Raw genomic sequence first — 25,822 nt, 5'->3', positions numbered from 1 at the left:
AAAATCTATTTTTTCTTCTTTTAATATATCTTCAAACTCTTTTAAATCCCAACCATCCTCTTTAATATCTAAAGATTTTATATTACACCATCCTTTAAATATATTCAAAGCATTTGGGTATGTTGGATCTGATAATGCTACCGTTGGTTTTGTTTCTTTTGAAAAAAGTTTTATAACAATATCTAAAGCTTGTTGAGTTCCTGATGTTATTTGTATACTTTCCTTTTTTACAAAAATATCCTCTTTTTCAAACTCCTCTGAAAGTAAGTACCGAAGACTATCTACTCCTTGAACATTTTGATATTGAAAAATCTCTCCTCCATATTCTTTAATAACTTCATTAAAAAAAAACTTATAATCTTCAACAGGAAAATATTTAGAACTTGGAGTTCCATTTGAAAAATTTATTCTTTCTATTATTTGGTTTTGTCCATATTTAAAACTTTCTATTAAAGGTATCTCTTTTTCTTCTATTTCAAATTCACAAACTTGTTCTACAAAACATCCTTTTCCAGATATTTTTTTTATCAATCCCTTTTTTTCTAAAATATTGTAACTCTGAATAACCGTATTCTGGTTTATATCTAATTTCATTGCTACTTGACGAATCGATGGTAATTTTACTCCAGCTTTAATACCTCCTGATAAAATCTGCTTTTTTAGGCAATGATAAATCTGTAAGTATAAGCTTTCTTTTAAATTTTTATCTATACAAATATTAATTTTAGACATATACACCCTCTTTAATTTATTTATATGATTTGAATATATAATACACTTATTTTCTTTCTATTCCAATGACTTATTTATATGTTAAAGAAAATTGATTTTCTTAATTTTTTAAGATATAATTATACTTATACTATATTTTAATAAACTGGGGGAATGAATGAAAGAAAAACACAAAGAAATGGGAGAGCAGCCCATCGGTCAACTGCTTTTAAAATTTTCACTTCCTGCTATGATTGGAATGTTTGTAAATGCTTTATACAATATAGTAGATAGAATTTATATTGGAAATATACCTGAAATTGGTCCTGTTGCTATTGCAGGAGTTGGGGTTGTTTTTCCAATAATGATAATCTCTCTTGGATTCTGTCTTCTAATTGGATTGGGTGGTGCTACTAACATCTCTATTTCATTAGGAAAAAAGCGAAAAGATTTAGCTGAAAAATTTTTAGGTAATGCTACGTCATTATCAATTATATTCGGTATTATTTTAAGTTTTATAATAATTTTTACAATGGATTTATATATTGGAAAATTAGGGACAAGCCCTGCCACGGAACCATTTGCTAGAGATTATTTAACTATTGTTGCTCTCGGTTTTCCTTTTTTAATGGTCGGATATGCTACTAATGCAGCTGTTAGATCTGATGGAAACCCAAAAATTTCTATGATTACTCTTTTACTTGGGGCAATAACTAATATCATTTTAGACCCTATATTTATATTTGGATTAAATCTAGGTGTTAAAGGTGCAGCACTTGCGACTATTATTTCTCAAATTGTTTCTGCAATTTGGACTGTTGGTTATTTTACATCAAAATTTAGTGGAATTAAACTTCATTTTAAAAATTTAATTCTTGAATGGGAAAAAGTTAAAGATATTTTTATTATTGGAGCTGGACCTTTTGTTTTACAACTAGGTTCTAGTGCTGTAAACTTTATCTTAAATAGTAGTCTTATGAAGTATGGAGGAGATACAGCTGTTGGAGCTATGACCATTGTTAATGCAGTAAATACCTTTATTCTTATGCCTATTTTTGGTATAAACCAAGGAGTTCAACCTATTCTTGGATTTAACTATGGCGCTAGATTTTTTCATAGAGTTAGACAAGCCTTTGTATTAGCTGTAAAGGGTGCTGTTACTATTTCTACTATTGGATTTTTAGCTATTCAATTTTTATCTAAATATTTTATAGTTATTTTTACTAGCAATCCTGAACTTTTAGATGCTGCATCAAAAGGTCTTAAAGTTTTTACTTTAATGTTCCCTTTTATAGGCTTCCAAATTATAGCAGCAGTTTATTTCCAAGCTATTGGAAAGCCTAAAACTACTATGTTTTTAAGTTTATCAAGGCAAGTTTTATTTTTAATTCCCATTGTTTTAATTTTTTCTAGAATCTGGGGTGTTCGTGGTGTATGGATGGCTGTGCCGTCTGCAGATATATTATCTGTTATTGTTACTTTTATTATGACAAAAAAAGAGATGAAAAATCTTAAACTTTTAGAAAACGAAGAGGACTTGAGAAAAGATGTCAACGAAAATCAATCAACTAGAGAATCAACCAATTAACAAACTATTCTATAAATTTGCTATTCCAGCCTCAATTGGAATGCTTGTTAACTCCCTCTATGTAGTTGCTGACGGAGTTTTTATATCAAGAGGTATTGGAAGTATTGGAATTGCCGCTGTTAATATTGGATATCCTATAATTAATTTAACAGCTGCTCTAAGCCTTATGTTTGGAGCTGGTGGAGCCACTTTAATCTCTTTAAAAAGTGACGACCAAGATTTTAAAAACAAAAGTTTTACATATACAATTATTTTAAATCTTATTTTTTATATTTTAATAGCTTCTGTTGTTTTTATGTTTCCCAACAAAATAATGAAATCTTTAGGGGCAACAGAACTTTTACTTCCTATGGTTAAAGATTATATGTATCCATGTATCGTAGCTACTTTCTTTTTGATGTTATCAATATCTTTAAATGCTATTGTTAGAAATGATAATGCTCCTAGAAAGGCTATGAATTCACTTTTCATTGGAGCAATAACAAATATTGTTCTAGATTATATTTTTATATTTAAGTTAAAAATGGGAATTGAGGGTGGAGCTTATGCTACAGCTATTGGACAAGTTTTATCAGCTGTATACTTATGTATGCACTTTCCTAAATCAACTTTTAGATTATCTTTTGATATAAAAGATATTCAATGGAGTTTAATGGGAAAAATTTGTTCTTTAGGATTCTCATCTTTCATTTTAGAGTTTGCAGTTATGGTAATAACAATTCTTTTAAATATAACTCTTTCTAGAACAGAAGGACAAATAGGAGTTGCTGCTTACGGGATAATCTCTTATTCATTCGTTATCTATAGAATGTTATTTACAGGTTTAGCCCAAGGAATACAACCACTAGTTAGTTTTAACTATGGGCGTCGGAATTATAGAAGAGTTTTAGAAATTTTTAGATATGCACATAAATTCTGTTTTATCGCCACTACAATAGCTTTAATTCTGATAAAATTCTTTGCTTTAGATGTTGTTAAAGTCTTTACACACGAATCTCATCTATTTGAGTACACAGCTAAAGGTTTATTTTTATACTCCAGTGCTATTATTTTTGTAGGAGCTAATTTTATGAATATATCTTACTTACAAGCTATGGATAAAGCTTTTTTAGCTAATATAATCTCTGTTTGTAGAGGTGTGGTATTTATGGGAATTGGAATTATTATTTTACCAAAACTTCTTGGAGTTGATGGAATCTGGCTAACACTCCCATTTGCAGATGTACTAACATTTATTCTAACTCTTATAATCTTCAAAGTTCTAGGCATTAATAAAAATTTAAAATCCTCAAGTATATAGAAAAACTCAGAGAATATTCTCTGAGTTTTTTATTTTATCTTATAAAGTGAGTATATTTTTTATTTTCTTTTTCTGGAGGGATAATTGTATCTTTTGTATAATCAACCATCTTTAAAAGCCAAGCCATATTTTTTCCCAAAACTCTCATTATTTGCTTTCCCTCTTCATCTTGCTCAACATCTCCAGGTCTTAATCCGTGTATTACACTCCAATAATTTGTTGACGGCATCAACATCTCTGAATAATTTAAATAATTATTTAACTGATCAAACGTCGGAACTCCTCCTGATCTTCTTACTGCAACAACTGATGCACCAACTTTATGTCTAAAAAGTCCTCCATTAACTGATGCAACATAAAATGCTCTATCTAAAAAAGCTTTCATAGTAGCTCCTAAAGAAGCAAAATGAACTGGTGATCCCAATAAAACACCATCCGCTTCCTTAATCTTCTGAATCCATTCATTTACAAAATTTTCATCTCCCATAACACATTTTTCATCTCTATTTTTAGCACACCCATTACAACCTACGCAACCTCTAATAGCTTTATTTCCCACATGAACTATCTCTAATTCTATCCCTTCTTTTTCTAACTCTTCTCCCACCATCTTCAGTGCAAAATAGGTATTACCTTTTTCTCTTGGGCTTCCATTAAATGCAACAACCTTCATAAAAACCTCCTCTACTTTAATTATAATTTTAATTATATAACAAATTCTATTTTTTTTCAGCTTAAAATAGTATAATATATAAAAAAGATTCTAATTTTCTTTACTTAGGAGGATAACTATGAAAAATATTTTAATTGGAGTTACTGGTGGAATTGCCGCTTATAAGTCTGCTAATATAATCTCAATATTAAGAAAAAAAGGATATAACGTTAAAGTTATAATGACTGAAAGTGCAACTAAAATAATCACTCCTCAAACTTTAGAAACTCTTTCTAGAAATAGAGTTGTAACAGATATGTGGGAAAGAAATCACCAAATTGAAGTCGAGCACATATCATTAGCAGAGTGGGCTGATGCTTTTTTAATTGCTCCAGCAACTTATAATATCGTAGGAAAAGTAGCTAATGGAATTGCTGATGATATGTTATCTACTGTTATTTCAGCATGTAAAAAACCTACATACTTCGCTTTAGCAATGAATGTAAATATGTATGAAAATCCAATTTTAAAAGAAAACATACAAAAATTAGAAAAATTAGGTTATAAGTTTATAGAATCCGACGAGGGATTTTTAGCTTGTAACGTTAATGCTAAAGGAAGATTAAAAAATGAAAACGAAATTGTTGAAATTATAGAGAAAGATTTAGTAGCTACTATCCCTAAGCTATTAAAAGGAAAAAAAGTTATTATTACAGCAGGAAGAACTGAAGAACCTTTGGATCCTATAAGATATTTTTCAAATAGATCTAGTGGACAAATGGGGTATTCTTTAGCTAAAATTGCTGTTGATTTAGGAGCTGATGTAACTTTAGTTTCTGGACCTACAAACCTTGAAATTCCACACGGTCTAAAAGAATTTATTAGAATAAGAAGTGCTGTTGATATGTTTGATGCTGTTATGGAAAGATTCGATTCTCAAGATATCGGTATAGCTTGTGCTGCTGTTGCAGATTATAGACCTAAAAACTACTCTACTGAAAAAATAAAAAAAGCTGATGGGGAATTAACAATCGTATTAGAACGAAATCCTGATATTTTATTTAATATGGGAGAAAAAAAGAAAAATCAAATTTTAATTGGATTTGCTGCTGAAACTGAAAATATTGTGGAAAATGCAAAGAAAAAACTAATTAAGAAAAATTTAGATTTTATTGTTGCTAATAATGCTGAAAATATGCAAAAAACAACTAACAGCATACAGATTATAAAAAAATCTGGAGAAAATATTATTCATAAAGAACAACCAAAATCTGAAATTGCAAAACATATCTTCAATGAAATTTTAAAAGAAATCAAAATGTAATCAAAAAAACAGGTGAAATTTTTACCTGTTTTTTATTTTATAATAAATTTTTGTAGGAAGTTATAAATATTTTGAGAACAACTATAAAGTACTATTGGTACTAATACAATATAAATCTATAAAATCCTACTAAATTAATTTTTATTTTTTAATTTAGTAGATTTTTATCAGGAGTGAGGGATTATGAAATCTTATATTTTTTTTGTTATTTTGCCTTTTTTATTAACAGGCTGTTTTGGTACTCCTGAAGTTACTGAAACTCCTATTAAAACATTAATTACAGAAAATAAATCACAAAATAGCAACATTTTTTTTAAGTCACAACAATGGTGGCTTAACACAAATAACCAGCAATTGATTTCTCTAATTGATGAAGTTTTAGAAACAAATAGCGAAATTAAAATAGCTAAACTAAATATTGAAAAAGCAATGTATACCTTAAATTCTACAAAAAACTCTAATCTTTCTAGCATAGATTTAGGAGGAAGTTGGAATAGAAATCATATTTTAACATCTCATGTAAAAACAGATCTTCCTATAAAAGATATAAAAAATAGCGATACTATTGATATGGGATCTTTAGCTATTCAAGGACAATATATCTTTGATATTTGGGGTAAATTTGATGCTTTACAAAATCAAGCTCAATATTCAAAATTGGCTACTGAACTTCAAAGTGAATGGAGCACTCTAACTCTTTCAACAACAGTTGCAAATCTTTATGGGAAATATATTTTACTTACAAAAGAAGAGAATATACTAAAAGAAAAATTTAATATTGCAAAAGAGGTTTTAAACTATCAAAATATTCTTTATCAAACTGGACTTGGAAATAAAGAAAGCATTTTAAATGCTGACAATAATGTCAACTCTTTAAATCAAAAAATTGCTGAAATTACTACTCAAAAAACTACTTTAAAAAATAGTTTTTACTCTCTTGTTGGAAATGTAAAATCTAAAAATATCGATAAAATTTTATCAAGTATAGATTATAACACTCCTGAGTTTGATTATTTTTTAAATATTCCTCAATATATTGATTCAGATATAGTCATTAATAGACCTGATGTAAAATATTATTTAGCTTTAATTAACTCACAGAAAGAAAATTTAAAGTCTTTAAAAGCTGATTTCTATCCTAGATTTTCTATTACTGGAAAATATGAGTATCAAAATTTAAATATTCAAGATTTATTAAAAGCTCATAGTACATTGTGGGAGTTTGGACCAAGTCTATATCTACCTCTATTTAATAGGAATCTACTTACTCAAAATTATAATATCGCTGGAGTTGATTTAAATATTTTTATAGAAAATTATAACAACAATTTAATTAAAGCCTACCAAGATATCAATAATAATCTCAATGCTTTAAAAACATCAAAAACAAATAATGAATTAGAAGAAAAAAATTATAGCAATGTAAAATCTACTTATAACGATAATAATACCCTATATCAGATTGGTAGCATATCAAAACTTGAACTGTTAAATCAAAAAAATAATTTGCTTGATACTGAATTAAGCTATATTGAAAATAACTTTACATTATACACAAATCAAATTAACTTAATTGGATCCCTTGGTGGTTACTATAAAAATGAGGTGAAATAAATTGGACAATCAAACTACAAATCAAAACATCGTGACGGATGAAACTAAAAATAAAAATAGAAAAGATGCTAAAAAAAAGATGGGGATTTTTCTTTTAATTATACTTACTATTGGAATTTTATATCTACTTTATTATTTCTTTTTCTTAAAAGGGTATGAAGAAACTGAAAATGCCTATATTCATGGAAATCAAGTTTCCATAACAACACAAGTCAGTGGTGTTATCAATGAAATTAACGTAGAGGATACTCAATCTATAGATGTTGGTACCCCTGTTATAAAATTAGATACTATTGATTATGAAATTGCTCTAAAAAATGCTGAAACAAAATTAGCAGATGCTATTAGAAAATATTATACGTTACAAAATAGTGTAAAGCTTAGTGAAGATAGTGTTACAATTGCTAAAGCTAACTTAATTCTTGCTGATAAAACATTAAAAAGACAAACTATATCTAGTCATACTGGAATAACAAGTAAAGAAAACTTTGATACAACTAATTTCAAATATATAGATAGCAAAAATAGTTATGACCAAAGTTTAACTAATTTAGAAAATAGTAGAATTCAAGCTTTTAGCAGTGATATATATTCTCATCCTCTTGTTGCTGCTGCTATTGAAAACTTAAAAAATGCTTATTACAATTTAGAAAAAACTAAAATTTTCTCTCCAATTTCTGGAGTTATTGCTCAAAAGCAAGTTGAATTAGGACAACAAGTAAAAGCTGGACAGACACTTTTTACTGTTGTTGACTTGAATAAAACTTGGGTTAATGCAAACTTTAAGGAAACTCAACTTGGAGATATAAAACCTGGAAATTATGTTGAAATTGTCAGTGATTTAAATGGTAAAACTTACAAAGGAGTTGTTTCTGGAATATCCGCTGGATCTGGTAGTGCTTTTGCTTTAATTCCAACACAAAATGCCACTGGAAACTGGATTAAAATTGTTCAGAGGGTTCCTGTTAGAATTGACTTTGATCATGAAAGTTTAGAGAAGAATGGAATTTTACCAATCGGAACAAGCTTAACTGTTACAGTTAATACAAATAAAAATGTTGATATTCCAAATCAATTTAAAGAACAAAAATCAGAACTTTATAAAATTGATGAAAATAAATTAAATGTATTAATTGAAAAAATAGTTAACGATAATAGCTTTTAAGGAGGTTCTATATTATGAACTCATCAATTATTTTTGCTACAATTGCTCTAGCTATTGGTTCTTTTATGAACGTCCTCGATATGACTATTGTTAATGTTTCTCTAAGTCATATTGCAGGAGATTTTGCTGTAGCTCCTGATCAGGGGACTTGGGTTATAACTTCCTACGCTGTAGCTGAAGCTATATTTTTGCCTCTTATCGGATGGTTAACTAAACGTTTAGGAATTATTAAACAGTATTTAGGTGCAACACTACTTTTTACTTTAGTTAGTATGCTTTGTGGTATTAGTCCTTCTTATAGTTTTCTTCTTACTATGAGAATTTTACAGGGAGTTGTAGGGGCTAGTATGATTCCTCTGTCTCAAACACTTATGTTACAACTATATCCTAAAGAAAAAAAAGGAATAGCTCTAGGGATTTGGTCTATGACCATTGTTATAGCACCTGTTGTTGGCCCTGTTCTTGGGGGATGGGTTACTGATACAGCTTCTTGGAGATGGTGTTTTTATATCAATCTTCCTTTTGGTATTATATCTAGTTTAATTGTTTATTACATCTTTAAAAAAGATATCGCTAAAGAAAAAACTGTTAAAGAACCTGTTGATGTCATTGGATTCATATTTTTGGCCATTGGTGTTGGCTCTTTACAGCTTATGTTAGATAAAGGAAACGATTTAGATTGGTTTTCTAATAATACTATTATTGGTCTTAGTATATCAGCTTTTGTTTTTTTAGTCCTCTTGGTCATTTGGGAATGGCATCATGAATCTCCTGTGGTTAACGTAAGATTATTTTTAAATAGAAATTTTTGTGTTGGGTCTTTCTCACTGATGTTTTCTGTTTTGGCTTACTTCAGTGGCGTTGTTGCTATACCCCTTTGGTTACAAAACTATATGGGGTATACAGCTTTTATTAGTGGAAAATCAACTTGTACTTTAGGTATAGCTATTTTAATGGTAGCTCCAATATTAGGTAAAAAAATAGATCACCTAGATTCTAGAAAAGTAGCTGCTCTCGGATTCTTTTTATTAGGAATATCAACATTCTTAACCTCTAATTATTCCCCACAAATAACTCCAGCTTATGTTGGATTAACCAGATTTTTCAATGGTTTTGGTGTTGGAATTTTCTTCATAGCCTTAAATACACTAACGCTTTCAAATATTAGTAATGAAAACTTAGCTAGTGCATCTGGGATTTATAATTTTATGAGAAATATTGGAAGTAGTTTAGGAACCTCGTTAGTTATTCCTGCATGGAATCATACAATGGCCTTTCATCATACTATGATGGCTTCTGGTATAACAACAGCAAATCCTAATATCAATAGTGCTATTAGTACTTCCGCTCAATCACTAGCGTTAATAAATCAGCAGGTCATTGTTCAATCCTCTATTATGGGGATCAATGATGTTTTAATTGGAAGTGGAGTTATATCTCTTTTATTGATACCATTCCTTTTCCTCGCCAAATCAACAAAACCAGTTACATAATTTGGAATAAAAATTGCTTACTATAAATTAATAAGCAATTTTTTTATTGGAGGTTTTATATATGCAAATTTTATTAAAAAATGGTTTTATTCTAACTGAAAACGGGGTAAACTACATCTTGCCAAGTAACTAACTTTCACTTTTCAAACTTTTCTAGAATCCTTCCATAGGTCCATTGAAGTCACGACTTCGAATTTTCTATTCAAAATATTTTCTAAAATTTTTTCCCATATAAAAAACTCCCTTCGTAATAAACAGATTTATGTTATTTTATCTGTTTACTATAAAGAGAGCTTCTCAATCTCCTAGTGTTTTCTTCTACTTTCTATGACAGCTCCATAGCATTTTAAATACTCTAATTCTTCGTCAGATATAACAATATCTGAATATCTTTTTTTGTCACTATTATCAGATACAAGTCTTACTTCATTTTTATTAATTTTAAGGCGTTTTATATACGTTTGATCGTGATAACTAAATACACAAACTTTTCCTTCTACCGTTCTCATTTGCTTTTGAACTGGATTAATTATAACTAAATCTCCATCTGATAGAGTTGGAAACATTGAATCTCCACTAACTTCAACTAAAAAAGCATTTTTAGGTAATTCTACATTTGAAATAGAAGATAGTACCTCCATTCTAGTATTATCTTCAAAATTTATGTGTCCTAATCCTGCTGCTGCTTTACCTAAGACTGGTAAAGTTATTATCTCCGCTTGTTGCTTATTTTTTTCATCTTGAGTATTTCCATCTAATTTTCTTTTTATTAAATCTGGAGTTCTATCATAAGCAACTATATATCTAATTTCATCTGCCTCTTTATCTGTTTCTATAAATTTTTCGATAAATCTTTCTACAAAATCATCCTTAGGAATTCTAATTCCTTTTCTGTAGTGACCTACTACAGATAGAGAAGAATCTGTTTGCTTTGCTATATATTCTAATGTATAATTATTTTTCATCATCATTTTTTCTAAATAATTACCAAATTTAGTCTTCACATTATCCTCCCTTCTTTGTTTTTTAATTTATTATACTATTTTTCTACAAAAATGTAAAAAAATATTTGATTTTTTTTCTACATTAAAGTATAATTCTAGTAAATGAATTTTAAATTTTTTTATTTTTTTCTTATACATTTATGTAGAAAATCTGAGGAGGAGTATTAATGAGATTTAAAAGAGTTTCTAATCACTTTTGGAGAGTTGAATCTAATGGAGTTTTTATCGTTGGAACTTGGGAGCAGTGTCAAAAAGAACTACTTAATTTATGCTTAGATAAATGTCTTTTAAAAAATTAATTTCTCTTTTTTCTAGAGATTAAGTAAATTTTATTATATAATATATAGTAAATTAAATTTAATCTTGGAGGTTTTTATGATTTTTGGTAAAAAAATTAAAATAAATTTTGAAAATATAGATAATGGTGTAAAACTAACAATTATAAATTTCCCTAAAAATATATCAATAACTGCTTTAGATTTTGGTAAAGATTTAGCTAAAAGAACTATGGAGGGTTACTCTCCTAATCCCGAAGAAGAGATTGATGTTATTTCTGGAATTATAGATGAAAAAACTAATGGTGAAGATATTGTGTTTATCTATATAAATGGTGATTTACCTTCATCTATAATTTTAGTTGGAGCTTTGTGTAAAAAACTTCTATCAGAAATTCCCACAGTAAATCCTCTTGAAATTGGTGGAATATTCCATGGTGAGAAAAACGAAGCATATATTAGAGTAGCTATACAAAAGATGATTATTACTAATGATGCTTTAGGTAGCTCATTAGAAATAAATCTACCTCAAAATACTGATATGAATAAATTTAAAAGTATTTTTTCTGAAATGGCATTCTCCTTGGTTCCCGAAGTTCAAGGTATTCAATTTGGATTAGGTACCGCTATTTCTAAAAAAGCAAATTCAAATTTAACTATACAACCTAAAAGAGTTGAAATCTCTTTAGCTCCTCATATAGAAAGTAAAATACCAGCTTTAGCTTTAGTTTATGATGTTATTTTTCAGAGTATTGCAATTTTTTCATTATTAAATAATTAAATATTTTGGGTAGTATTAACTATATTTTGCTACCCTTTTTTTATTTTTTTGTTTTAATAAATTCATTTTGTAAATATATACCATTCATTTTTTCTATATTTTATCATTCCCATTTTTTTAATATCATTTTTACATATTTTTGAACAATTTTTTCTATATTAAAAATAGAATTTTATAATACCCTCTATTTTTCAGCATTTTTAAGCAAAGTAAAAAAATTTATATAATTAAAAAATCAGAAATTAATTTCACATTAAAACAATATATTTTACTTTGTTCATGTATAAAAAGTATTATATTTATATACAAAGTTTAGTAATAATACTTTTAGGAGGTAAAAAATGCAAGAATTACTAAAAGAATTAGTTGAAAAACACAGAAAAACAACTGAATTAGGGAAAGTCGCAAGCTATATCCCTGAATTAGAAAAAACAAACCCTAGAAATCTCGGAATATATATTTTAGATAATGAGGGAAATGAATACTTCGCTGGAGATTATAACAATAAATTCACAGTACAAAGTATCTCTAAAGTAGTGGCTCTTATGCTAGCTATTTTAGATAATGGAGAGGAATATGTATTCTCCAAAGTTGGAATGGATCCAAGTGGAGACCCATTTAACTCTATTAGAAAACTAGAAACATCTAGTAGAAGAAAACCATATAACCCTATGATCAATGCAGGGGCTATCGTTGTCTCTTCAATGATTAAAGGTGATGATGCAAAAGATAAGTTCAATCGACTTCTTGAATTTTTTAAAAAAATAACAGAAGACTCATCTCTTGAATTAAATCCTAAAGTTTATTTAAGTGAATCTGAAACAGGAAATAAAAATAGAGCTATGGGATATTATCTAAAGGCTGAAGGAATTATTACAGGAAATGTAGAAGAGGCTTTAGAAGTTTATTTTAAACAATGTTCTATTGATGTAACTGCTAAAACAATTGCTAAACTAGGTTTATTTTTAGCTAATGAGGGGCAAACTAGTACTGGTGAACAAGTTGTTTCTAATAGAGTTAGCCGAATTGTAAAAACACTTATGGTTACATGTGGAATGTATGATAACTCTGGTGAGTTTGCTGTAAGAGTTGGTTTACCATCTAAAAGTGGAGTTGGTGGAGGAATTGTTTCTGTTGTTCCACATAAAATGGGAATTGGTATTTACTCCCCTGCTCTAGATAAAAAAGGAAATCCTATAGCTGGAGTATGTCTTTTAGAAGATCTATGTAATGAGCTTAAATGTAGAATATTTTAAACACACACACAATTTATTATATATTATACAGGAGGAACAATGAATCTTATCAACACACTTAACAACATTTTATGGTCTTATGTCTTAATTGCAGTTCTTATTATCTCAGGATTATATTTTACTTTTAAATTAAAGTTTGCAAATATAACTGAATTTAAAGAGATGTTCAAAGTTATGCTTGAAAAAGGAAATGGAAAAGGAGTTTCACCATTCCAAGCATTCTGTATTAGTGCTGGTTCTAAAGTTGGAACTGGTAGTTTAGCGGGAGTTGCTCTTGCTATATCCGTTGGTGGTCCTGGGTCTATATTTTGGATGTGGGTTTTAGCCTTAGTAGCTGGTAGTTTAAGTTTAGTAGAAAATACTTTGGCTCAAATTTATAAGAAAAAAGAAGATGGAATCTTTGTTGGTGGACCAGCATATTATATGGAGTTAGGTATGAATAAAAAGTATCTTGGTGTAGCTTTTTCTATTCTTATTACAGTAACTTATGGTTTTATTTTTAATGCTGTTCAAGCTAATACAATCACAGTAGCTTTTCAACATGCTTATGGTATAAATCAATTTTATGGAGCTATTATTTTAACTGTACTAACAGCTATAATTATACTAGGAGGAGCTCATAGAATTGCAAAAGTTTCAGAGATTATCGTTCCAATTATGGGTGTATTCTATTTAGTAGTTGCTGTTTTTATAGTTTTAAAGAACATAACTGCTCTTCCTGGAGTTTTTTCATTGATTATGACAAACGCTTTTGATCCTGCTGCTGCTGGCGGTGGAGCTCTTGGAGTTATTGTTATGGAAGGTATTAAAAGAGGGCTTTTCTCAAACGAAGCTGGTATGGGTTCAACTCCAAATGCTGGAGCTAGCGCCTCAACAGATCATCCATTCAAACAGGGATTAGTTCAAACTTTAGGAGTTTATGTTACAACGTTAGCTATTTGCTCTGCTACAGCTTTCATCATTCTTTTCTCTGGAGTATTAGGAACTACGACTCATAAAGGAATTGAATTAACTCAAACTGCTATGATACATGAGCTTGGAATTTTTGGTAGAATTTTCTTAATGGCTTGTATATTTTTATTTGCTTTTTCATCAGTTATTGGAAATTACTTCTATGGAATTGTTAATATAGCCTATACTGAAAAAAAATGGTTAGAAAATCCATTTAAAGTTGTTGCTCTTGCTATGGTTTTCTGGGGGTCTATCAAAGATGCTCCATCTGTTTGGGCTATGGCTGATTTATTTATGGCATTCATGGCACTTTTTAATATATACGCCATTACTAAGCTTAGAGTTCCAGCTATTGAATGTATTCATCATTATTTAGAAGAAAGAAAAGCTAAAAGAAACCCTATTTTCACTAAGAATGTTCTTTCTAACTCCACTGGTGTAGAGTGTTGGGATGACAAAGGAGAAGTTTCTCTTTAATTCTAATTAGTAGTAAAATAAAAAAGACCCTCTCTGTTAGAGAGGGTCTTTTTATTAATGAATTATTTTTTTACCATTTTCTTCAGATTCTTTTCTGGATAAATGAACTATTTTATTTACAGCTACCTCTGCATATTTATCCAATATTGCAGGTAAATCTGAATTTTCAATTAATTCTATATATGCAGAATCCTCTTTAATTTTAGGTGCTACTCTATATTTTTTATCACCATTCATCTCTATTTCAAAATCACCATTAAACTCTCCATAAATAGGATCTAATTTAGGCTCAATCTCTTTTACCATATCAGCTACTATCATTGAAAATATTTTTTTAACATCTTCAACTCCTTGGGCTTTAGACATTCTTACTTTATAATCTCCCCAATATTTATTTTCTACCTCTGAAAATGATTTTTTGTATGCCATTTTTTACCTCCTCAACTCTTGTTTTTACAGGTTTATATTTTTATCTACGCTAATATATCGACTCTTCCTTTTTTCTTTTTATTTTTCTAGATTTTTATTTTTATTTTAAAAGATATCAATATTTTTTGAGTAAAATCAAATTATAATAATTCTAAGGAGGTTTTTATGCAAATCATACATGATGAAAAGAATTCAAAGTTTTATATAACTAATGGTGAAAATATAGAGGTTGCAGAATTAATATATTCTATTAATACTGCTGAAAAAACTCTTAAATTAAGTTCCACTTGGGTTGAAGAAGAATATCGTAACCAAAATTTAGCAACTACTTTAACTGAAGAATTTATAGAATTTGCTAAGTTAAATAATTTAAAAATTATTCCAATCTGTTCTTTTGGAAAAGCTTATTTTAAAAGATACGGTAATAAATACCAAGATGTTATGTTTTCAAAATAAATTTATCTTGTTTTTATCGATTTATTTTTTTATAATATTTATATAACGGATAAAATATTTTTGGAGGATTATTATGGGAATAAAAGTTGTCGTTTCTTTTAGTGGGGGAAAAGATAGTATGTTATCTTTACATAAAGCAATTTCATTGGGTTATGAACCAATTGCTCTTATGACAACAATAAACAAAAACAAAGGAGATTCTTGGTTTCATGATATCTCATCTGATCTTTTAAAGCAGGTTTCATTAGCTATTAATATACCTTTATTATTGGTGGAGTGTGATGGTGAAAATTATGAAAATACTTTTGAAATGGCTTTAAAAAATATGAAGAATCTAGGAGCTGAAGCGTGTATTTTTGGCGATATTGATATTGCTCATCATAGAGAATGGGGGGAGATTAGGTGTCAAAATACTAATCTTAAAGCTATTTTTCCTTTATGGCAAGAAAATCGAGAAACTTTAGTTGAAGAATTTATAGACTTAGGATATAAAGCTATTATTAAAAAAGTTAATTTAAATAATATGAGTGCTGATTTTTTAGGAAAAACTTTAAATCGTGAACTTTTAAAAGAAATAAAAGCAACTGGTTCTGATGTTTGTGGAGAAAATGGTGAATATCATACTTTTGTATATGATGGTCCAATTTTTTCTAAGGAAATTTTATTACAAAACACCAAAAATATAATTAATGAAAACACCCTATTATTGAGCGTTTATTAGACTTCTATATATAGAATGAATCGATTATACATACAATAAATAATTAATATACAGCATGAATACGCTGTATATTTTTTTTATATTTGTATATTTTAAATACTTTGTGTACAATTATTAATATAAAAGTAAGTAAAAAAATCATTTTTTAGGAGGAAACTATGTTCACACACACATTTAATATGGCAGAAACTTTAGCAATAGCAGTTTGTTTGCTATTAATTGGAAGATGGATCAAAGGAAAAGTATATTTCTTTGAAAAATTCTTTATACCAGCTCCTGTTATTGGAGGAGTTATATTTTCTATTGTTTCTCTAATTGGTTATAATATGCAACTTTTTGTTTTTGATTTTGACGGTTCTTTAAAAAATCTTTTAATGGTAGCTTTTTTTACTACAATTGGATTTTTAGCAAGTTTAAAAATGCTAAAAAAGGGTGGTGTTCAAGTTTTTACTTTTTTACTTGTAGCAGTTATACTTGTTGTTATTCAAAATGTTGTTGGTGTTTCTTTGGCAAAAGTATTTAGTTTAAATCCTTTAATTGGAATCGCTGCTGGCTCTGTTCCTCTTACTGGAGGTCATGGAACTTCTGGAGCTTTTGGGCCTGTTCTTGAAGCTGCTGGTGCTACTGGTGCTATGTCTGTTGCAATTGCTTCAGCCACTTTCGGACTGGTTGCTGGATGTTTAATTGGAGGGCCTGTTGGAAAAAGACTTATGGCAAAACATAATTTAAAATCTCCTAGAGAAGTAGAGATGTTCCTTGATGGGAATGAAGACCCCTCTGATACAAAGTTACTTTTAAATGAAGATCTATTATTTAGAGCTATTGTTTTTATTGTTTTAGCTATGGGAATTGGTGGATTTATAACACCATTATCTAAAAATTTAGGAATTGTTCTTCCTGTATATATTGGACCTATGATTGTTGCTGCAGTTATAAGAAATATTGCTGACGGAGTTAAAATAGAAATTCCACTAAATGCAATTAATGTTGTTGGAAATATTGCATTACAACTTTTCTTAGCAATGGCATTGATGTCTATGAGACTTTGGGAATTAGCTGCACTGGCTATTCCACTTGTAGTTATTCTTCTAGCACAAAAAATAGTTATGGCTTTATATGCATATTTTGTAACATTTAGAGTTATGGGAAAAGATTACGATGCTGCTGTTATGGCCGTTGGACATTGTGGGTTTGGAATGGGAGCTACTCCAAACGCTATGGCTAATATGGAATCTTTTACAGCTGCAAATGGTCCTTCTCCTACGGCATTCTTTGCACTGCCATTAGTTGGATCCCTTTTCATAGATTTTGTTAACGCATCAATTATAACAGTCTTTGTTAATATGTTTTCTTAATAATAAAAGGAGAGTTCTTTAACTCTCCTTTTACTTATTTTTATTGATTTAATATTACTCTTGTCCCATCAGCCATTTCTAAAATTTGACTTCTTTGATCAGAGTATATAACTCTAGCCCCTTGTCTTCTTCCTTGGTTATATTGTTGATAACTTGGGCTTGGATTTCCATAAAAATTTTGAGATGCTCCTATATCCCCATATTTTCTATTAGCATTCTCTATTACAGCTTGTCTCTCATATCCTCTACGTATTTGAGTATCCAATCTTCTTAAATCTTGTTGATGTCTATATTCACTTTGATTGTATTGCGATCCTAGAATTAAGGCAGATCCTGTTACTATAGCAGCCCTTGTTCCTCCATTTAACCCTCCCCACCAACTTGCATAACTCAATGAAGATAGCAGAAGTAATAGCATTAGTATCCCTTTTTTCATATATATATCACTCCTTAAATTTTGATAATATATTATAAATGGTTTTACAACAAAAAGCAACTTTTGTATATTTTTTACTTATTTTAGTTATATATATGTGATATAATTCAATGTATAAAAATTTAGTAGTGATAAATCTAACAAAAAGATTACAACATCACAGTCTATTTTTAGAACTAATTCATAAAATTGCCACATATGCTGTATGTAACAAATTGTTTCCAATTAAAGAGATGTCTCTTGCTTTTTTATACAACATATGTGGATATAAATTGTAAGGAGTTTATAATATGGCCATAAAAAAAACTAACGCAATGAGAGAACTTGATAAAGCTAAAATTAAATATGATATTTTTGAATATGATGTTGATGAAAATTATTTAGGTGCTGTAAGTGTTGCTTCAAAAACTGGAGAAGATATAACTAAGGTTTTCAAGACATTAGCTCTAACAAATGATAAAGATGAACTTTTTATTGTGTGTATTCCTGGAAGTGATGAAGTAGATTTAAAAAAAGTTGCTTCAATTGTTCAAGCTAAAAAAATAGATCTGCTTGAACTTAGCAAATTAAAAGAAAAAACAGGTTACATAAGAGGAGGTTGCTCTCCTATTGGGATAAAAAAAAGACACCTATCATTAATACATGAAAGTTGTCTGAAAAAAGATTTTATATTTATAAGTGGGGGACAAAGAGGACTACAAATTAAAATTAGTCCCAATGATTTAATTAATTTTCTTAATATGAAAGTTAAAAATCTTATTATTGAATAATTTTTCTGGGAGTGTAATTAATGAATACAACAAATACTATTATTTCTGTACTATCCGATAAAAATATTATTGGGGTTATGTCATCATCAATTTTTATTATGATCTTAGGTTTTTATTTGGGAAAAAGCAATAAATTAAAAAGTTCTTTCTCTGTACCTTTAGGAGAAATTATACTAACAATATCTATTCCAGCTTTATCCTTCAATGCTTTTATGAAAGATTTTGACAAAGAAACTTTTGTCAATGGAATAAATATCTTAATTTGGAGTTTTTTAATTCATCTTTTTTTAATGGCCATTGGTAATATATTTTATAAAAACTTAGATTTAGACAAACAATTAACATTAAAAATTATGTCTATTTTCGGAGGTGTTACTGTTTTTGGAATTCCAATAGCTCAAGCTTTATACGGAGATCTTGGAGTTATATACTCTTCAATTTTTTCTATACCATATAGAGTTTTACTTTATTCTTACGGTTTTATTAAAATGTCTAGTATTAAAATGGATAAAAAAAACCTTAAATCTATGTTTTTAAATCCAGTTATTTTAGCAACCTTTATTGGACTTTTTATATGGATATTTCAAGAATATCTTCCCCAAGTAAGCATAAGTGGACAAAAATTTCCTATTTTAAGAATTGATAAAACAGCTTTTTGGATATATAAACCTTTGGCTTTTTTAGCTGGTTTATGTTCTCCATTAGCATGGCTAGCTGCTGGATTAAAATTATCTGAATTACCTATTAAAGAGTCTTTAAAAAATTCTATAGCTTGGCAATTTTCTATTATAAAAACTCTTTTAATTCCTTTTCTAATATTAATTATTATTTTAGGAGCTAACTTCTTTGGTATTCTTCAATTATCTAGTGTTAGTTTAGGAGTTATAACTATTATGATGGCTACTCCAACAGCATCTGTTGTTATTGCTTATTCTTTAAAGTATAATAAAGAGCCTTTAATCACATCAAGCTGTTCTCTTTTATCAACTATTTTTAGCTTAATTACAATACCAATTCTAATTGCCTTTTTACAAATTTTTAAATTTTAACTGAGTCATTGACTCAGTTTTTTTATTTTTAATATCATCACTACTACTGGTAAAATAAATAGATATAATGAATATGGTATTATTTTTACTGCAGAAATATCCAACATCAAAGCTGGCACAGTAATTGCTATATTCCATGGTATTAACGAACTTAATATAACACAACTATTCTCTATATCTAAAGCCAATAATTCCTTTGTAAATCCATTTTTTTTATAAATCTTTTTCATAATTTGAGAAGTTAACAGTATAGAAGTAGACTGACTACAACTTATAGCAGCTGTTAAAATTGCCACTACTATTGTATATAAATATATTTTCCATTCACTTTTTACAATCCCTATTTTTTCGGATAATAGTTTTAATATTCCTAGTTTATCAACTATATTGACTAAACCACAAGAAAGTAAAGCCATAACCATAGCCGTTCCCATTGAAAATATTCCTCCTCCCTTTATTACATTGTATAATTCATTTTCAATTGGAAGCTTAAATCCATAAATTAATACTTTAATAAAATTTCTATCTTCATAGTTTTGTAAAAACCATCCTATAATTAAACTTAAAAAAATACTTACCAATATTGTATATCTAATATTCTTTTTTAAAAGACACATTATTACTAAATAAATCATTGGAATAAATACCCAAAAATCTAAATAAAAATTTTGATCTAGCAAAGTTAAAATATTACTCTCTATAAATTTTATTTCAATATTCTTACCTAAATAAAAATATAAACTTAATGTTATTAAATATGGAAGAATCGAAACTTTAAACATTCTTTTAACATTACTGTATATCTCTGTTTCCGTCAAAATAGATACAAAGTTAGCACTAGATGACATGGGAGATCCTCTATCACCAAAATAAGCTCCAGATATTATACTCCCCGCGACTATATAAATATCTAAACCAATACCCCTAGCCAAAGATACCATAACCAATCCTATAGTTCCCACAGTTCCAAAAGAACTTCCTATTAAAAAAGAAAATAAAGAAGTTATTAAAAATGAAAATACATAAAAATAATTTGGATTTATAATCTTTATCCCGTAGTATATTAAAGCTGGAATTGTCCCTGAAACAAACCAACTTGCTGAAAGAGCTCCTAAAAGAGCAAATATTAAAACCAATAAATAGGATTTTTTAGTTCCAGCTATTGCTATATCTAGAGTATTTTTTAGAGTCTTAAATTTTTTTAATGAAAAAATAAAAATCCCTAAAAAAATTAGAGATAAAACAATTAATAAAGTTGATTGAATTTTAAAAGAATATAATATTGCTACGATAATAAAAATTCTATGTATCATTTTTTATTTCTCCTCTTTATTTTATTTATTAGCCTATATTTTTTTAAAAGTCAATACTCTTTTAAATTTTGTCCACTTATGCTGTAAAAAATAGTAAAATAATGGTAGAATTTGTATATATGTTATTAGGAGGATTTTTAATGATTTTTAAAGTTTTATTTAATCTAATTATTGTAATAAGTCTAGGAATTTATAAATATATTTTCCCCTCATCTTTTTTTATTAATATCTTATTTTTTGTCTATCTCTTTTTTATTATCTATCATTTTTTTATTCTAAATGGCAATAAAATTTTTAAAGCTATTATTGAAACTTGTTTTACCATTGGAGTTACTCTTTTTATAATTAGTCTGGGAACTATTGTGACAGATATACATAATTCAAAAAATTTAGAGTTAAAAAATGAATATATCATTGTTTTGGGAGCTGGGTTACGAGGAGATAAACCTAAAAATGTTTTAAAATATCGACTAGATAAGGCTATAGATTATTATAAAAGATACCCTAATACTATATTTATTGTTTCTGGTGGTCAAGGAAAAGATGAGATTATTAGTGAAAGCAAAGCTATGAAAAATTATCTTATTTCACACTCTATTCCTAAAAATAATATCATTGAGGAAAATAAATCTACAACGACCTTAGAAAATCTAATTTTTTCTCATAAACTTATTCCAAATAATATAAAAAATATTGGCGTTATAAGCAATGATTTTCACATGTATAGAGTCAAATTTTTTGCAAATTCATTAAATTATAAAATAAATCCTATATATGCTAAAACGCCTTTAAAAAGCAAAATTAGCTTATTTAGCAGAGAAGCTTTAGCTGTTATATATTATAGTTTAAAAAATATTTTAATTCAAAAGGAGCCTAACAAAAGTTAGACTCCTTTTAAATTAGCACTTTCTATAAAAATTAAAATCTTTATTTAGATTTTAAAATTATAAACTTTTAAAATGTTGTTTTCATTGCTACATAAGCAAACGGTTGCCATCTCCAATCTGAAGCAGAATCTTGGTTTACATTATCCCAGTTTCTATACTCTGCACCAACTCCTACAGTAGTCACAAAACTTTCTGTAACTCTATAATCAGCTGACATTGATACCTGACCATACAACTCATAAGTATCTTTTGATTTTTTCATTACATATGAATTTTTATTGCTATCAAGTTCATATCTATCATACTGTCTAAATACATACGGGTCATATCCACCTTCGAAATCTAAGTTAATTCCATAGTTATTTCCTGTATATAATTCAAAATGTCTACGTAAATAAAACTCCCACTCTACTACAAATTCTTTATCCTCTCTATCACTTCCGTTACTTCCCGTTATGATATCTTGGTTATAAAAATAATAATCTAAATAAAGTGTACCATCCCATGTTATTCCTAATGGTAAATTTCCTGCATATTCTAAATCTGCTCCTACAGCATTGACATAGTTTTCACCATTAGAATTTGGAAATAGATGATAATATTTTGGAGCTAAAACTAATTTCTCTACAAGAGCTCCTTTATTTTTATACAAATCCATTCTTAATTGATATTCTAACTCTTGATCATCATTTTCCTGATTATAATATTCAATTCTAGAAGTTATCCAATCATTATGAGCATAGTATAATCTTATTCTTGTTTCTGTTCCATCTTTAGCACTATTATCTTTAGATTCATCATCTCTTTCTAAATTGTTATAGTCTCTTATTCTTCCTTCTAGAAGAATTTTTTCAGTTGCTTGAATACCAAAAGTTGTTTGTAATCTAGAATAGTTATTGGCTCCTCTATTCCATTCATCTTGAGCTATACTTGGGTCTACTGATGTGTCTGAAAAGTTATTTCCTAAACCATCGCCATGCCCTTCAGTTTCACCATAACCTTTATATTCTATTCTTAAATAACCACTTGGTTTAAAAGCAGTTTCTTCCTTCACAATATTTACTTCTTCCACTTCTACTTTTTCTACTTTAGGATAATTAACTAGTTCTTTACCTTGAGCCATCGTAGTTACAGCAAAAAGTGCACTTAAATAAATTAGATTTTTTTTCATAATTCCCCTCCGTTTATATTTTTTTAATCCACCTATTGTCATTTTAAAACTTTTTATCTTAAAATAATAGTTAGAAGGGATAACCGTGAAATATTCACCCTTTTATTTTTGTTTTAAATAGTTTATTATATATACATAAATTACTAAAAGGGGTATATCATGAAAACACATGAAGGGGCTATTTATTTAATTTCTTCAATTAACAAAGAAATAGATTTTTTATTTAGTTATCTTTTATCAAATCTAGAAATAACTAAAATGGAAAGTGTTTATTTAAAGCTTATCTATCAGAATCCTGGAATTAGCCAATACGAAATTTCTAAGGAAACTAAAATAGAAAGATCTCTAGTCACTAAATATATTACAAATTTAGAGGACAAAGGAATGATTGAAAAACGAAAAATAGATTCAAGAAAAAAAGGGCTTTATCTTTTAAAAGATGGAATTTTAGCTATTAATTACATTGATTCTTTTCTTCCAAATATACAAGATAAATTTAAAGATTTATTTTCAGAAAATGAAATTGAAATTTTTTTAAATGTATTAAAAAAATTTAAAAAACAATTAGAAATTATAAATAGTAAAAATTTATAATATACAAAAAGGTCATTAAACCAAAATTGATTTAATGACCTTTATTTTTAATTCTATTAAATATCTTATGGCGCCCCCAAGTATAACTTTAGTACCCATAATCAATAACTAAATTTATTTTATTTATCCAACACTTTCGTTAAATTCATTAAGTTCACCCCAATTTTTTAAGTTCTTTTTTAAAATAATAGAATAAACTTTCCCTGATTTATTTTTAGCAGACCCTGTATAACTTTCCGCTATATATTCATAAACGTCATCTATTCCTCGTTTCTTTTCATACTCACGATTAAATTCATACTCCTCTAATATTTCTTTTAAATATCTACAAGTAACTCTTATTAAAAATTTTGTACTAGTTATCTTTCTTTTAAAATTGTAGGGTGAGGTTTTTAAAACACGAGAAATTGTAGATATCTTCATTTGACTAACACCTATTGACATATCCTGATTTACAACTAAAAAATAAAAATATTTACATCCTATTTTTTCTCCTATTTTACGAATCAATTCTCCTCTATGCATACTTTCTAAAGTTAAAATTACTTCTATCAATCTAGAATTAATATTATATTCTCTAGAGTATTTTTCAATTTCATATTTGTACAACCTCTGAATATAATAAATATCTATATCAAATTGTCTAGAGCTAACTTCTATTTCTTCTTTCAACAAATTAAAATTATAACTTGCATTATTAAAATGACATATATCTGTTATAAAATAATCTAATGTCGGAGCTGTTATCATTAATACTAAGCTCATTATTATTCCAATTCCTGAATTATCTAAAATATACTGTTCTTCACCATTTATACTCGGAAGTATTAATTCTTGTGTAAATTTTACAGCAGAATAAACTAAAATAATATATAATATATATCTTAACAGTATCAAGGCTTTATATTTAGCAAAAGGTGGTCTTAATAATTTAAAATAAACTATAGCTGGCCAAACTGTCAAAAATGATCCTATTATAAATCCATTGGAGACATCGCTAGCTGTAAAGTTTGTAATTTTTCGCAATAAAACTACCCCTGTTATAATTATTAACATTTTAATAATAAAGCTCGCCTTTACTCTTTCTTTTTCATCAAAATTAAAATTATTAATAACTATGGATGTATAATTTCTATGAAAGTAGAGTTTATGACAATTATTGCATATAAAAAAAAGTATAACCACAAAAAAAACATTAAGATTTAATAACATATAGTGTATTCAATCCCCCTCTTAAAATAATAATAAATTTCCTTATCTATAATAACATACTCTAATTGCTTTTTTCAAAATTAATTATTAAATAAATGTCAATTAACTTTCTTACTCAAGTTACTTTATTATGAGCACAAAAAAAGAGGTATTGAAACCTCTTTTTTAAGGATTAAAAATCCTAATTCCCTCATAATGACCTTTTGTATCTATGTGTATCCATGTTGGAGTATAATCAGGATTTTCTATTCTTTTTATTACTTTAAATCTATGAACATTATCCATTATCATTTCTATAGCTTTTTTTATTTCTAATCCTTTAGGTTTTAAATCAAATGCTTGATATAAATTATGCATTGACATATTTAATTCTTTGGTTGCTATTTTTTTAGCTACTATAGAACAAAATGGACATCTGTTGCCACTCTCTTTATATTGTCCTCCTATATTCCAATTATTAATTGTAATTGGAACTCCTAGAATCTCTCTAACTATATCTAACTCTCTTAATAAATCTTCACTAAAAAATTCCCAAGATTTATCTTTGTACTTTTCATAAACGTGCGGGCAAACTAATTCTTGTATTTTAAAATATTTACATTTATACATTTTTACTCCTTTATTTTTTTTGTTTTAAAAGATATTCTTTTATAAATTTAGTATCTTCAGATAAGATATCCATTCTTTTCCAGATGTTGACTTGATTATTTTGTATTTGCTCTTTTAACCATTCAACTTTCATGTCATGTAATTGTTGATCTACTTTCTTATCTATTCTTCTCATAACGAATCTATGATAGGTTAAAAATGCTGTTATTAACGATGTTGCTACTGACAA

Annotated in this window: 27 protein-coding genes; 17 read left to right on the top strand and 10 right to left on the bottom strand. The window is 27.8% G+C overall.

Annotated features, from left to right (window positions below):
* On the bottom strand, positions 1 to 732 hold a 732-nt coding region (locus ACRC8M_RS02060; RefSeq protein WP_438527614.1), incomplete at its 3' end, for an aminotransferase class I/II-fold pyridoxal phosphate-dependent enzyme.
* A gap of 157 nt (positions 733 to 889) precedes the next feature.
* Here ACRC8M_RS02060 and ACRC8M_RS02055 point away from each other — a divergent pair.
* Positions 890 to 2,299, top strand: a complete 1,410-nt coding sequence (locus tag ACRC8M_RS02055; RefSeq protein ID WP_438527613.1) for an MATE family efflux transporter — start codon at positions 890 to 892, stop codon at positions 2,297 to 2,299.
* Positions 2,259 to 3,599: an MATE family efflux transporter gene (locus ACRC8M_RS02050; protein ID WP_438527612.1), complete on the top strand. Its 1,341-nt coding sequence runs from the start codon at positions 2,259 to 2,261 to the stop codon at positions 3,597 to 3,599. Before ACRC8M_RS02055 ends, ACRC8M_RS02050 begins: the two co-directional genes overlap by 41 nt.
* Before the next feature lie 34 nt (positions 3,600 to 3,633).
* Here the strand turns inward: ACRC8M_RS02050 and ACRC8M_RS02045 are convergent, their stop codons facing one another.
* Complete coding sequence (locus tag ACRC8M_RS02045) at positions 3,634 to 4,272, bottom strand: flavodoxin family protein (RefSeq protein WP_438527611.1); 639 nt, start codon at positions 4,270 to 4,272, stop codon at positions 3,634 to 3,636.
* 118 nt (positions 4,273 to 4,390) lie between these two features.
* On the opposite strand from ACRC8M_RS02045, the gene coaBC reads away from it, so the two are divergent.
* The 4 genes from coaBC to ACRC8M_RS02025 all read left to right on the top strand — a co-directional run bounded on the left by coaBC (position 4,391) and on the right by ACRC8M_RS02025 (position 9,847).
* The gene (gene coaBC, locus ACRC8M_RS02040) at positions 4,391 to 5,575 is read left to right on the top strand and encodes a bifunctional phosphopantothenoylcysteine decarboxylase/phosphopantothenate--cysteine ligase CoaBC (protein WP_438527610.1); all 1,185 of its coding nucleotides are present in this window, start codon (positions 4,391 to 4,393) and stop codon (positions 5,573 to 5,575) included.
* Between the two features lie 183 nt (positions 5,576 to 5,758).
* Positions 5,759 to 7,189 carry a TolC family protein gene (locus ACRC8M_RS02035; protein WP_438527609.1) on the top strand — a complete coding sequence of 477 codons (1,431 nt, stop codon included), beginning with the start codon at positions 5,759 to 5,761 and terminating at the stop codon, positions 7,187 to 7,189.
* 1 nt (position 7,190) lies between these two features.
* Complete coding sequence (locus ACRC8M_RS02030; RefSeq protein WP_438527608.1) at positions 7,191 to 8,354, top strand: efflux RND transporter periplasmic adaptor subunit; 1,164 nt, start codon at positions 7,191 to 7,193, stop codon at positions 8,352 to 8,354.
* Positions 8,355 to 8,368: 14 nt separating this feature from the next.
* A complete protein-coding gene (locus tag ACRC8M_RS02025; RefSeq protein ID WP_438527607.1) occupies positions 8,369 to 9,847 on the top strand; it encodes a DHA2 family efflux MFS transporter permease subunit in 1,479 nt (492 codons plus the stop codon).
* 305 nt (positions 9,848 to 10,152) lie between these two features.
* Here ACRC8M_RS02025 and ACRC8M_RS02020 read toward each other — a convergent pair whose 3' ends face one another.
* Positions 10,153 to 10,851, bottom strand: coding sequence for a LexA family transcriptional regulator (locus ACRC8M_RS02020; RefSeq protein ID WP_438527606.1), 699 nt, complete (start codon positions 10,849 to 10,851; stop codon positions 10,153 to 10,155).
* A 167-nt stretch (positions 10,852 to 11,018) separates the two neighbouring features.
* On the opposite strand from ACRC8M_RS02020, the gene ACRC8M_RS02015 reads away from it, so the two are divergent.
* The 4 genes from ACRC8M_RS02015 (at position 11,019) to ACRC8M_RS02000 (ending at position 14,591) form a co-directional block, all read left to right on the top strand.
* Positions 11,019 to 11,150 (top strand): hypothetical protein, encoded by a 132-nt coding sequence (locus ACRC8M_RS02015; protein WP_023052390.1) that lies wholly within the window; start codon positions 11,019 to 11,021, stop codon positions 11,148 to 11,150.
* Between the two features lie 76 nt (positions 11,151 to 11,226).
* Positions 11,227 to 11,907, top strand: a complete 681-nt coding sequence (locus ACRC8M_RS02010; protein WP_438527605.1) for a hypothetical protein — start codon at positions 11,227 to 11,229, stop codon at positions 11,905 to 11,907.
* A 341-nt stretch (positions 11,908 to 12,248) separates the two neighbouring features.
* Entirely contained in the window at positions 12,249 to 13,163 is a 915-nt protein-coding gene (glsA, locus tag ACRC8M_RS02005; RefSeq protein WP_438527604.1) for a glutaminase A, read from the top strand.
* A gap of 39 nt (positions 13,164 to 13,202) precedes the next feature.
* A complete protein-coding gene (locus ACRC8M_RS02000; protein WP_438527603.1) occupies positions 13,203 to 14,591 on the top strand; it encodes an alanine/glycine:cation symporter family protein in 1,389 nt (462 codons plus the stop codon).
* 54 nt (positions 14,592 to 14,645) lie between these two features.
* On the opposite strand, the gene ACRC8M_RS01995 is transcribed toward ACRC8M_RS02000, so the two are convergent.
* On the bottom strand, positions 14,646 to 15,020 hold the full coding sequence (locus ACRC8M_RS01995; protein WP_438527602.1) for a hypothetical protein: 375 nt from the start codon (positions 15,018 to 15,020) through the stop codon (positions 14,646 to 14,648).
* A 165-nt stretch (positions 15,021 to 15,185) separates the two neighbouring features.
* Between ACRC8M_RS01995 and ACRC8M_RS01990 the strand changes: the two genes are divergently transcribed.
* From ACRC8M_RS01990 to gltS, 3 genes are all read left to right on the top strand, one after another.
* Positions 15,186 to 15,476 carry a GNAT family N-acetyltransferase gene (locus ACRC8M_RS01990; protein WP_438527601.1) on the top strand — a complete coding sequence of 97 codons (291 nt, stop codon included), beginning with the start codon at positions 15,186 to 15,188 and terminating at the stop codon, positions 15,474 to 15,476.
* A gap of 73 nt (positions 15,477 to 15,549) precedes the next feature.
* Complete coding sequence (locus ACRC8M_RS01985) at positions 15,550 to 16,197, top strand: diphthine--ammonia ligase (protein ID WP_438527600.1); 648 nt, start codon at positions 15,550 to 15,552, stop codon at positions 16,195 to 16,197.
* 158 nt (positions 16,198 to 16,355) lie between these two features.
* Complete coding sequence (gltS, locus tag ACRC8M_RS01980; RefSeq protein ID WP_438527599.1) at positions 16,356 to 17,552, top strand: sodium/glutamate symporter; 1,197 nt, start codon at positions 16,356 to 16,358, stop codon at positions 17,550 to 17,552.
* Positions 17,553 to 17,592: 40 nt separating this feature from the next.
* On the opposite strand, the gene ACRC8M_RS01975 is transcribed toward gltS, so the two are convergent.
* The gene (locus tag ACRC8M_RS01975; RefSeq protein WP_438527598.1) at positions 17,593 to 17,988 is read right to left on the bottom strand and encodes a hypothetical protein; all 396 of its coding nucleotides are present in this window, start codon (positions 17,986 to 17,988) and stop codon (positions 17,593 to 17,595) included.
* Positions 17,989 to 18,284: 296 nt separating this feature from the next.
* Between ACRC8M_RS01975 and ybaK the strand changes: the two genes are divergently transcribed.
* Together ybaK and ACRC8M_RS01965 are read left to right on the top strand one after the other, a co-directional pair.
* A complete protein-coding gene (ybaK, locus tag ACRC8M_RS01970; RefSeq protein ID WP_438527615.1) occupies positions 18,285 to 18,758 on the top strand; it encodes a Cys-tRNA(Pro) deacylase in 474 nt (157 codons plus the stop codon).
* Between the two features lie 20 nt (positions 18,759 to 18,778).
* Positions 18,779 to 19,807: an AEC family transporter gene (locus ACRC8M_RS01965; protein WP_438527597.1), complete on the top strand. Its 1,029-nt coding sequence runs from the start codon at positions 18,779 to 18,781 to the stop codon at positions 19,805 to 19,807.
* Between the two features lie 5 nt (positions 19,808 to 19,812).
* Here ACRC8M_RS01965 and ACRC8M_RS01960 read toward each other — a convergent pair whose 3' ends face one another.
* Positions 19,813 to 21,120 carry a Na+/H+ antiporter NhaC family protein gene (locus tag ACRC8M_RS01960; protein WP_438527596.1) on the bottom strand — a complete coding sequence of 436 codons (1,308 nt, stop codon included), beginning with the start codon at positions 21,118 to 21,120 and terminating at the stop codon, positions 19,813 to 19,815.
* Between the two features lie 140 nt (positions 21,121 to 21,260).
* Between ACRC8M_RS01960 and ACRC8M_RS01955 the strand changes: the two genes are divergently transcribed.
* The gene (locus ACRC8M_RS01955; protein WP_438527595.1) at positions 21,261 to 22,007 is read left to right on the top strand and encodes a YdcF family protein; all 747 of its coding nucleotides are present in this window, start codon (positions 21,261 to 21,263) and stop codon (positions 22,005 to 22,007) included.
* Positions 22,008 to 22,074: 67 nt separating this feature from the next.
* Here the strand turns inward: ACRC8M_RS01955 and ACRC8M_RS01950 are convergent, their stop codons facing one another.
* Positions 22,075 to 23,178, bottom strand: a complete 1,104-nt coding sequence (locus ACRC8M_RS01950; RefSeq protein WP_438527594.1) for a FomA family porin-like outer membrane protein — start codon at positions 23,176 to 23,178, stop codon at positions 22,075 to 22,077.
* A gap of 159 nt (positions 23,179 to 23,337) precedes the next feature.
* Between ACRC8M_RS01950 and ACRC8M_RS01945 the strand changes: the two genes are divergently transcribed.
* Entirely contained in the window at positions 23,338 to 23,772 is a 435-nt protein-coding gene (locus ACRC8M_RS01945) for a MarR family winged helix-turn-helix transcriptional regulator (protein WP_438527593.1), read from the top strand.
* 123 nt (positions 23,773 to 23,895) lie between these two features.
* Here the strand turns inward: ACRC8M_RS01945 and ACRC8M_RS01940 are convergent, their stop codons facing one another.
* From ACRC8M_RS01940 to ACRC8M_RS01930, 3 genes are all read right to left on the bottom strand, one after another.
* Positions 23,896 to 24,798 carry a hypothetical protein gene (locus ACRC8M_RS01940; RefSeq protein WP_438527592.1) on the bottom strand — a complete coding sequence of 301 codons (903 nt, stop codon included), beginning with the start codon at positions 24,796 to 24,798 and terminating at the stop codon, positions 23,896 to 23,898.
* 351 nt (positions 24,799 to 25,149) lie between these two features.
* A complete protein-coding gene (locus ACRC8M_RS01935; RefSeq protein WP_438527591.1) occupies positions 25,150 to 25,593 on the bottom strand; it encodes a hypothetical protein in 444 nt (147 codons plus the stop codon).
* 10 nt (positions 25,594 to 25,603) lie between these two features.
* Positions 25,604 to 25,822 (bottom strand): hypothetical protein (locus tag ACRC8M_RS01930; protein ID WP_438527590.1); only part of this gene is annotated, 219 nt, incomplete at its 5' end.

Origin of the sequence: Cetobacterium sp., from assembly GCF_051653945.1 — a bacterium.
Taxonomy (GTDB): Bacteria; Fusobacteriota; Fusobacteriia; order Fusobacteriales; family Fusobacteriaceae; genus Cetobacterium_A.
The sequence above is the reverse complement of the archived record's forward strand: the minus strand, read 5'-3'. Positions and strand labels throughout refer to the sequence as shown.

Bases quoted from the DNA above. Each gene is read 5' to 3' on its own strand.
- ACRC8M_RS02055 (WP_438527613.1), top strand. From the start codon at position 890: ATGAAAGAAAAACACAAAGAAATGGGAGAGCAGCCCATCGGTCAACTG.
- ACRC8M_RS02050 (WP_438527612.1), top strand. From the start codon at position 2,259: ATGTCAACGAAAATCAATCAACTAGAGAATCAACCAATTAACAAACTA.
- ACRC8M_RS02045 (WP_438527611.1), bottom strand. From the start codon at position 4,272: ATGAAGGTTGTTGCATTTAATGGAAGCCCAAGAGAAAAAGGTAATACC.
- coaBC (WP_438527610.1), top strand. From the start codon at position 4,391: ATGAAAAATATTTTAATTGGAGTTACTGGTGGAATTGCCGCTTATAAG.
- ACRC8M_RS02035 (WP_438527609.1), top strand. From the start codon at position 5,759: ATGAAATCTTATATTTTTTTTGTTATTTTGCCTTTTTTATTAACAGGC.
- ACRC8M_RS02025 (WP_438527607.1), top strand. From the start codon at position 8,369: ATGAACTCATCAATTATTTTTGCTACAATTGCTCTAGCTATTGGTTCT.
- ACRC8M_RS02015 (WP_023052390.1), top strand. From the start codon at position 11,019: ATGAGATTTAAAAGAGTTTCTAATCACTTTTGGAGAGTTGAATCTAAT.
- ACRC8M_RS02010 (WP_438527605.1), top strand. From the start codon at position 11,227: ATGATTTTTGGTAAAAAAATTAAAATAAATTTTGAAAATATAGATAAT.
- glsA (WP_438527604.1), top strand. From the start codon at position 12,249: ATGCAAGAATTACTAAAAGAATTAGTTGAAAAACACAGAAAAACAACT.
- ACRC8M_RS02000 (WP_438527603.1), top strand. From the start codon at position 13,203: ATGAATCTTATCAACACACTTAACAACATTTTATGGTCTTATGTCTTA.
- ACRC8M_RS01995 (WP_438527602.1), bottom strand. From the start codon at position 15,020: ATGGCATACAAAAAATCATTTTCAGAGGTAGAAAATAAATATTGGGGA.
- ACRC8M_RS01990 (WP_438527601.1), top strand. From the start codon at position 15,186: ATGCAAATCATACATGATGAAAAGAATTCAAAGTTTTATATAACTAAT.
- ACRC8M_RS01985 (WP_438527600.1), top strand. From the start codon at position 15,550: ATGGGAATAAAAGTTGTCGTTTCTTTTAGTGGGGGAAAAGATAGTATG.
- gltS (WP_438527599.1), top strand. From the start codon at position 16,356: ATGTTCACACACACATTTAATATGGCAGAAACTTTAGCAATAGCAGTT.
- ACRC8M_RS01975 (WP_438527598.1), bottom strand. From the start codon at position 17,988: ATGAAAAAAGGGATACTAATGCTATTACTTCTGCTATCTTCATTGAGT.
- ACRC8M_RS01965 (WP_438527597.1), top strand. From the start codon at position 18,779: ATGAATACAACAAATACTATTATTTCTGTACTATCCGATAAAAATATT.
- ACRC8M_RS01960 (WP_438527596.1), bottom strand. From the start codon at position 21,120: ATGATACATAGAATTTTTATTATCGTAGCAATATTATATTCTTTTAAA.
- ACRC8M_RS01955 (WP_438527595.1), top strand. From the start codon at position 21,261: ATGATTTTTAAAGTTTTATTTAATCTAATTATTGTAATAAGTCTAGGA.
- ACRC8M_RS01950 (WP_438527594.1), bottom strand. From the start codon at position 23,178: ATGAAAAAAAATCTAATTTATTTAAGTGCACTTTTTGCTGTAACTACG.
- ACRC8M_RS01945 (WP_438527593.1), top strand. From the start codon at position 23,338: ATGAAAACACATGAAGGGGCTATTTATTTAATTTCTTCAATTAACAAA.
- ACRC8M_RS01935 (WP_438527591.1), bottom strand. From the start codon at position 25,593: ATGTATAAATGTAAATATTTTAAAATACAAGAATTAGTTTGCCCGCAC.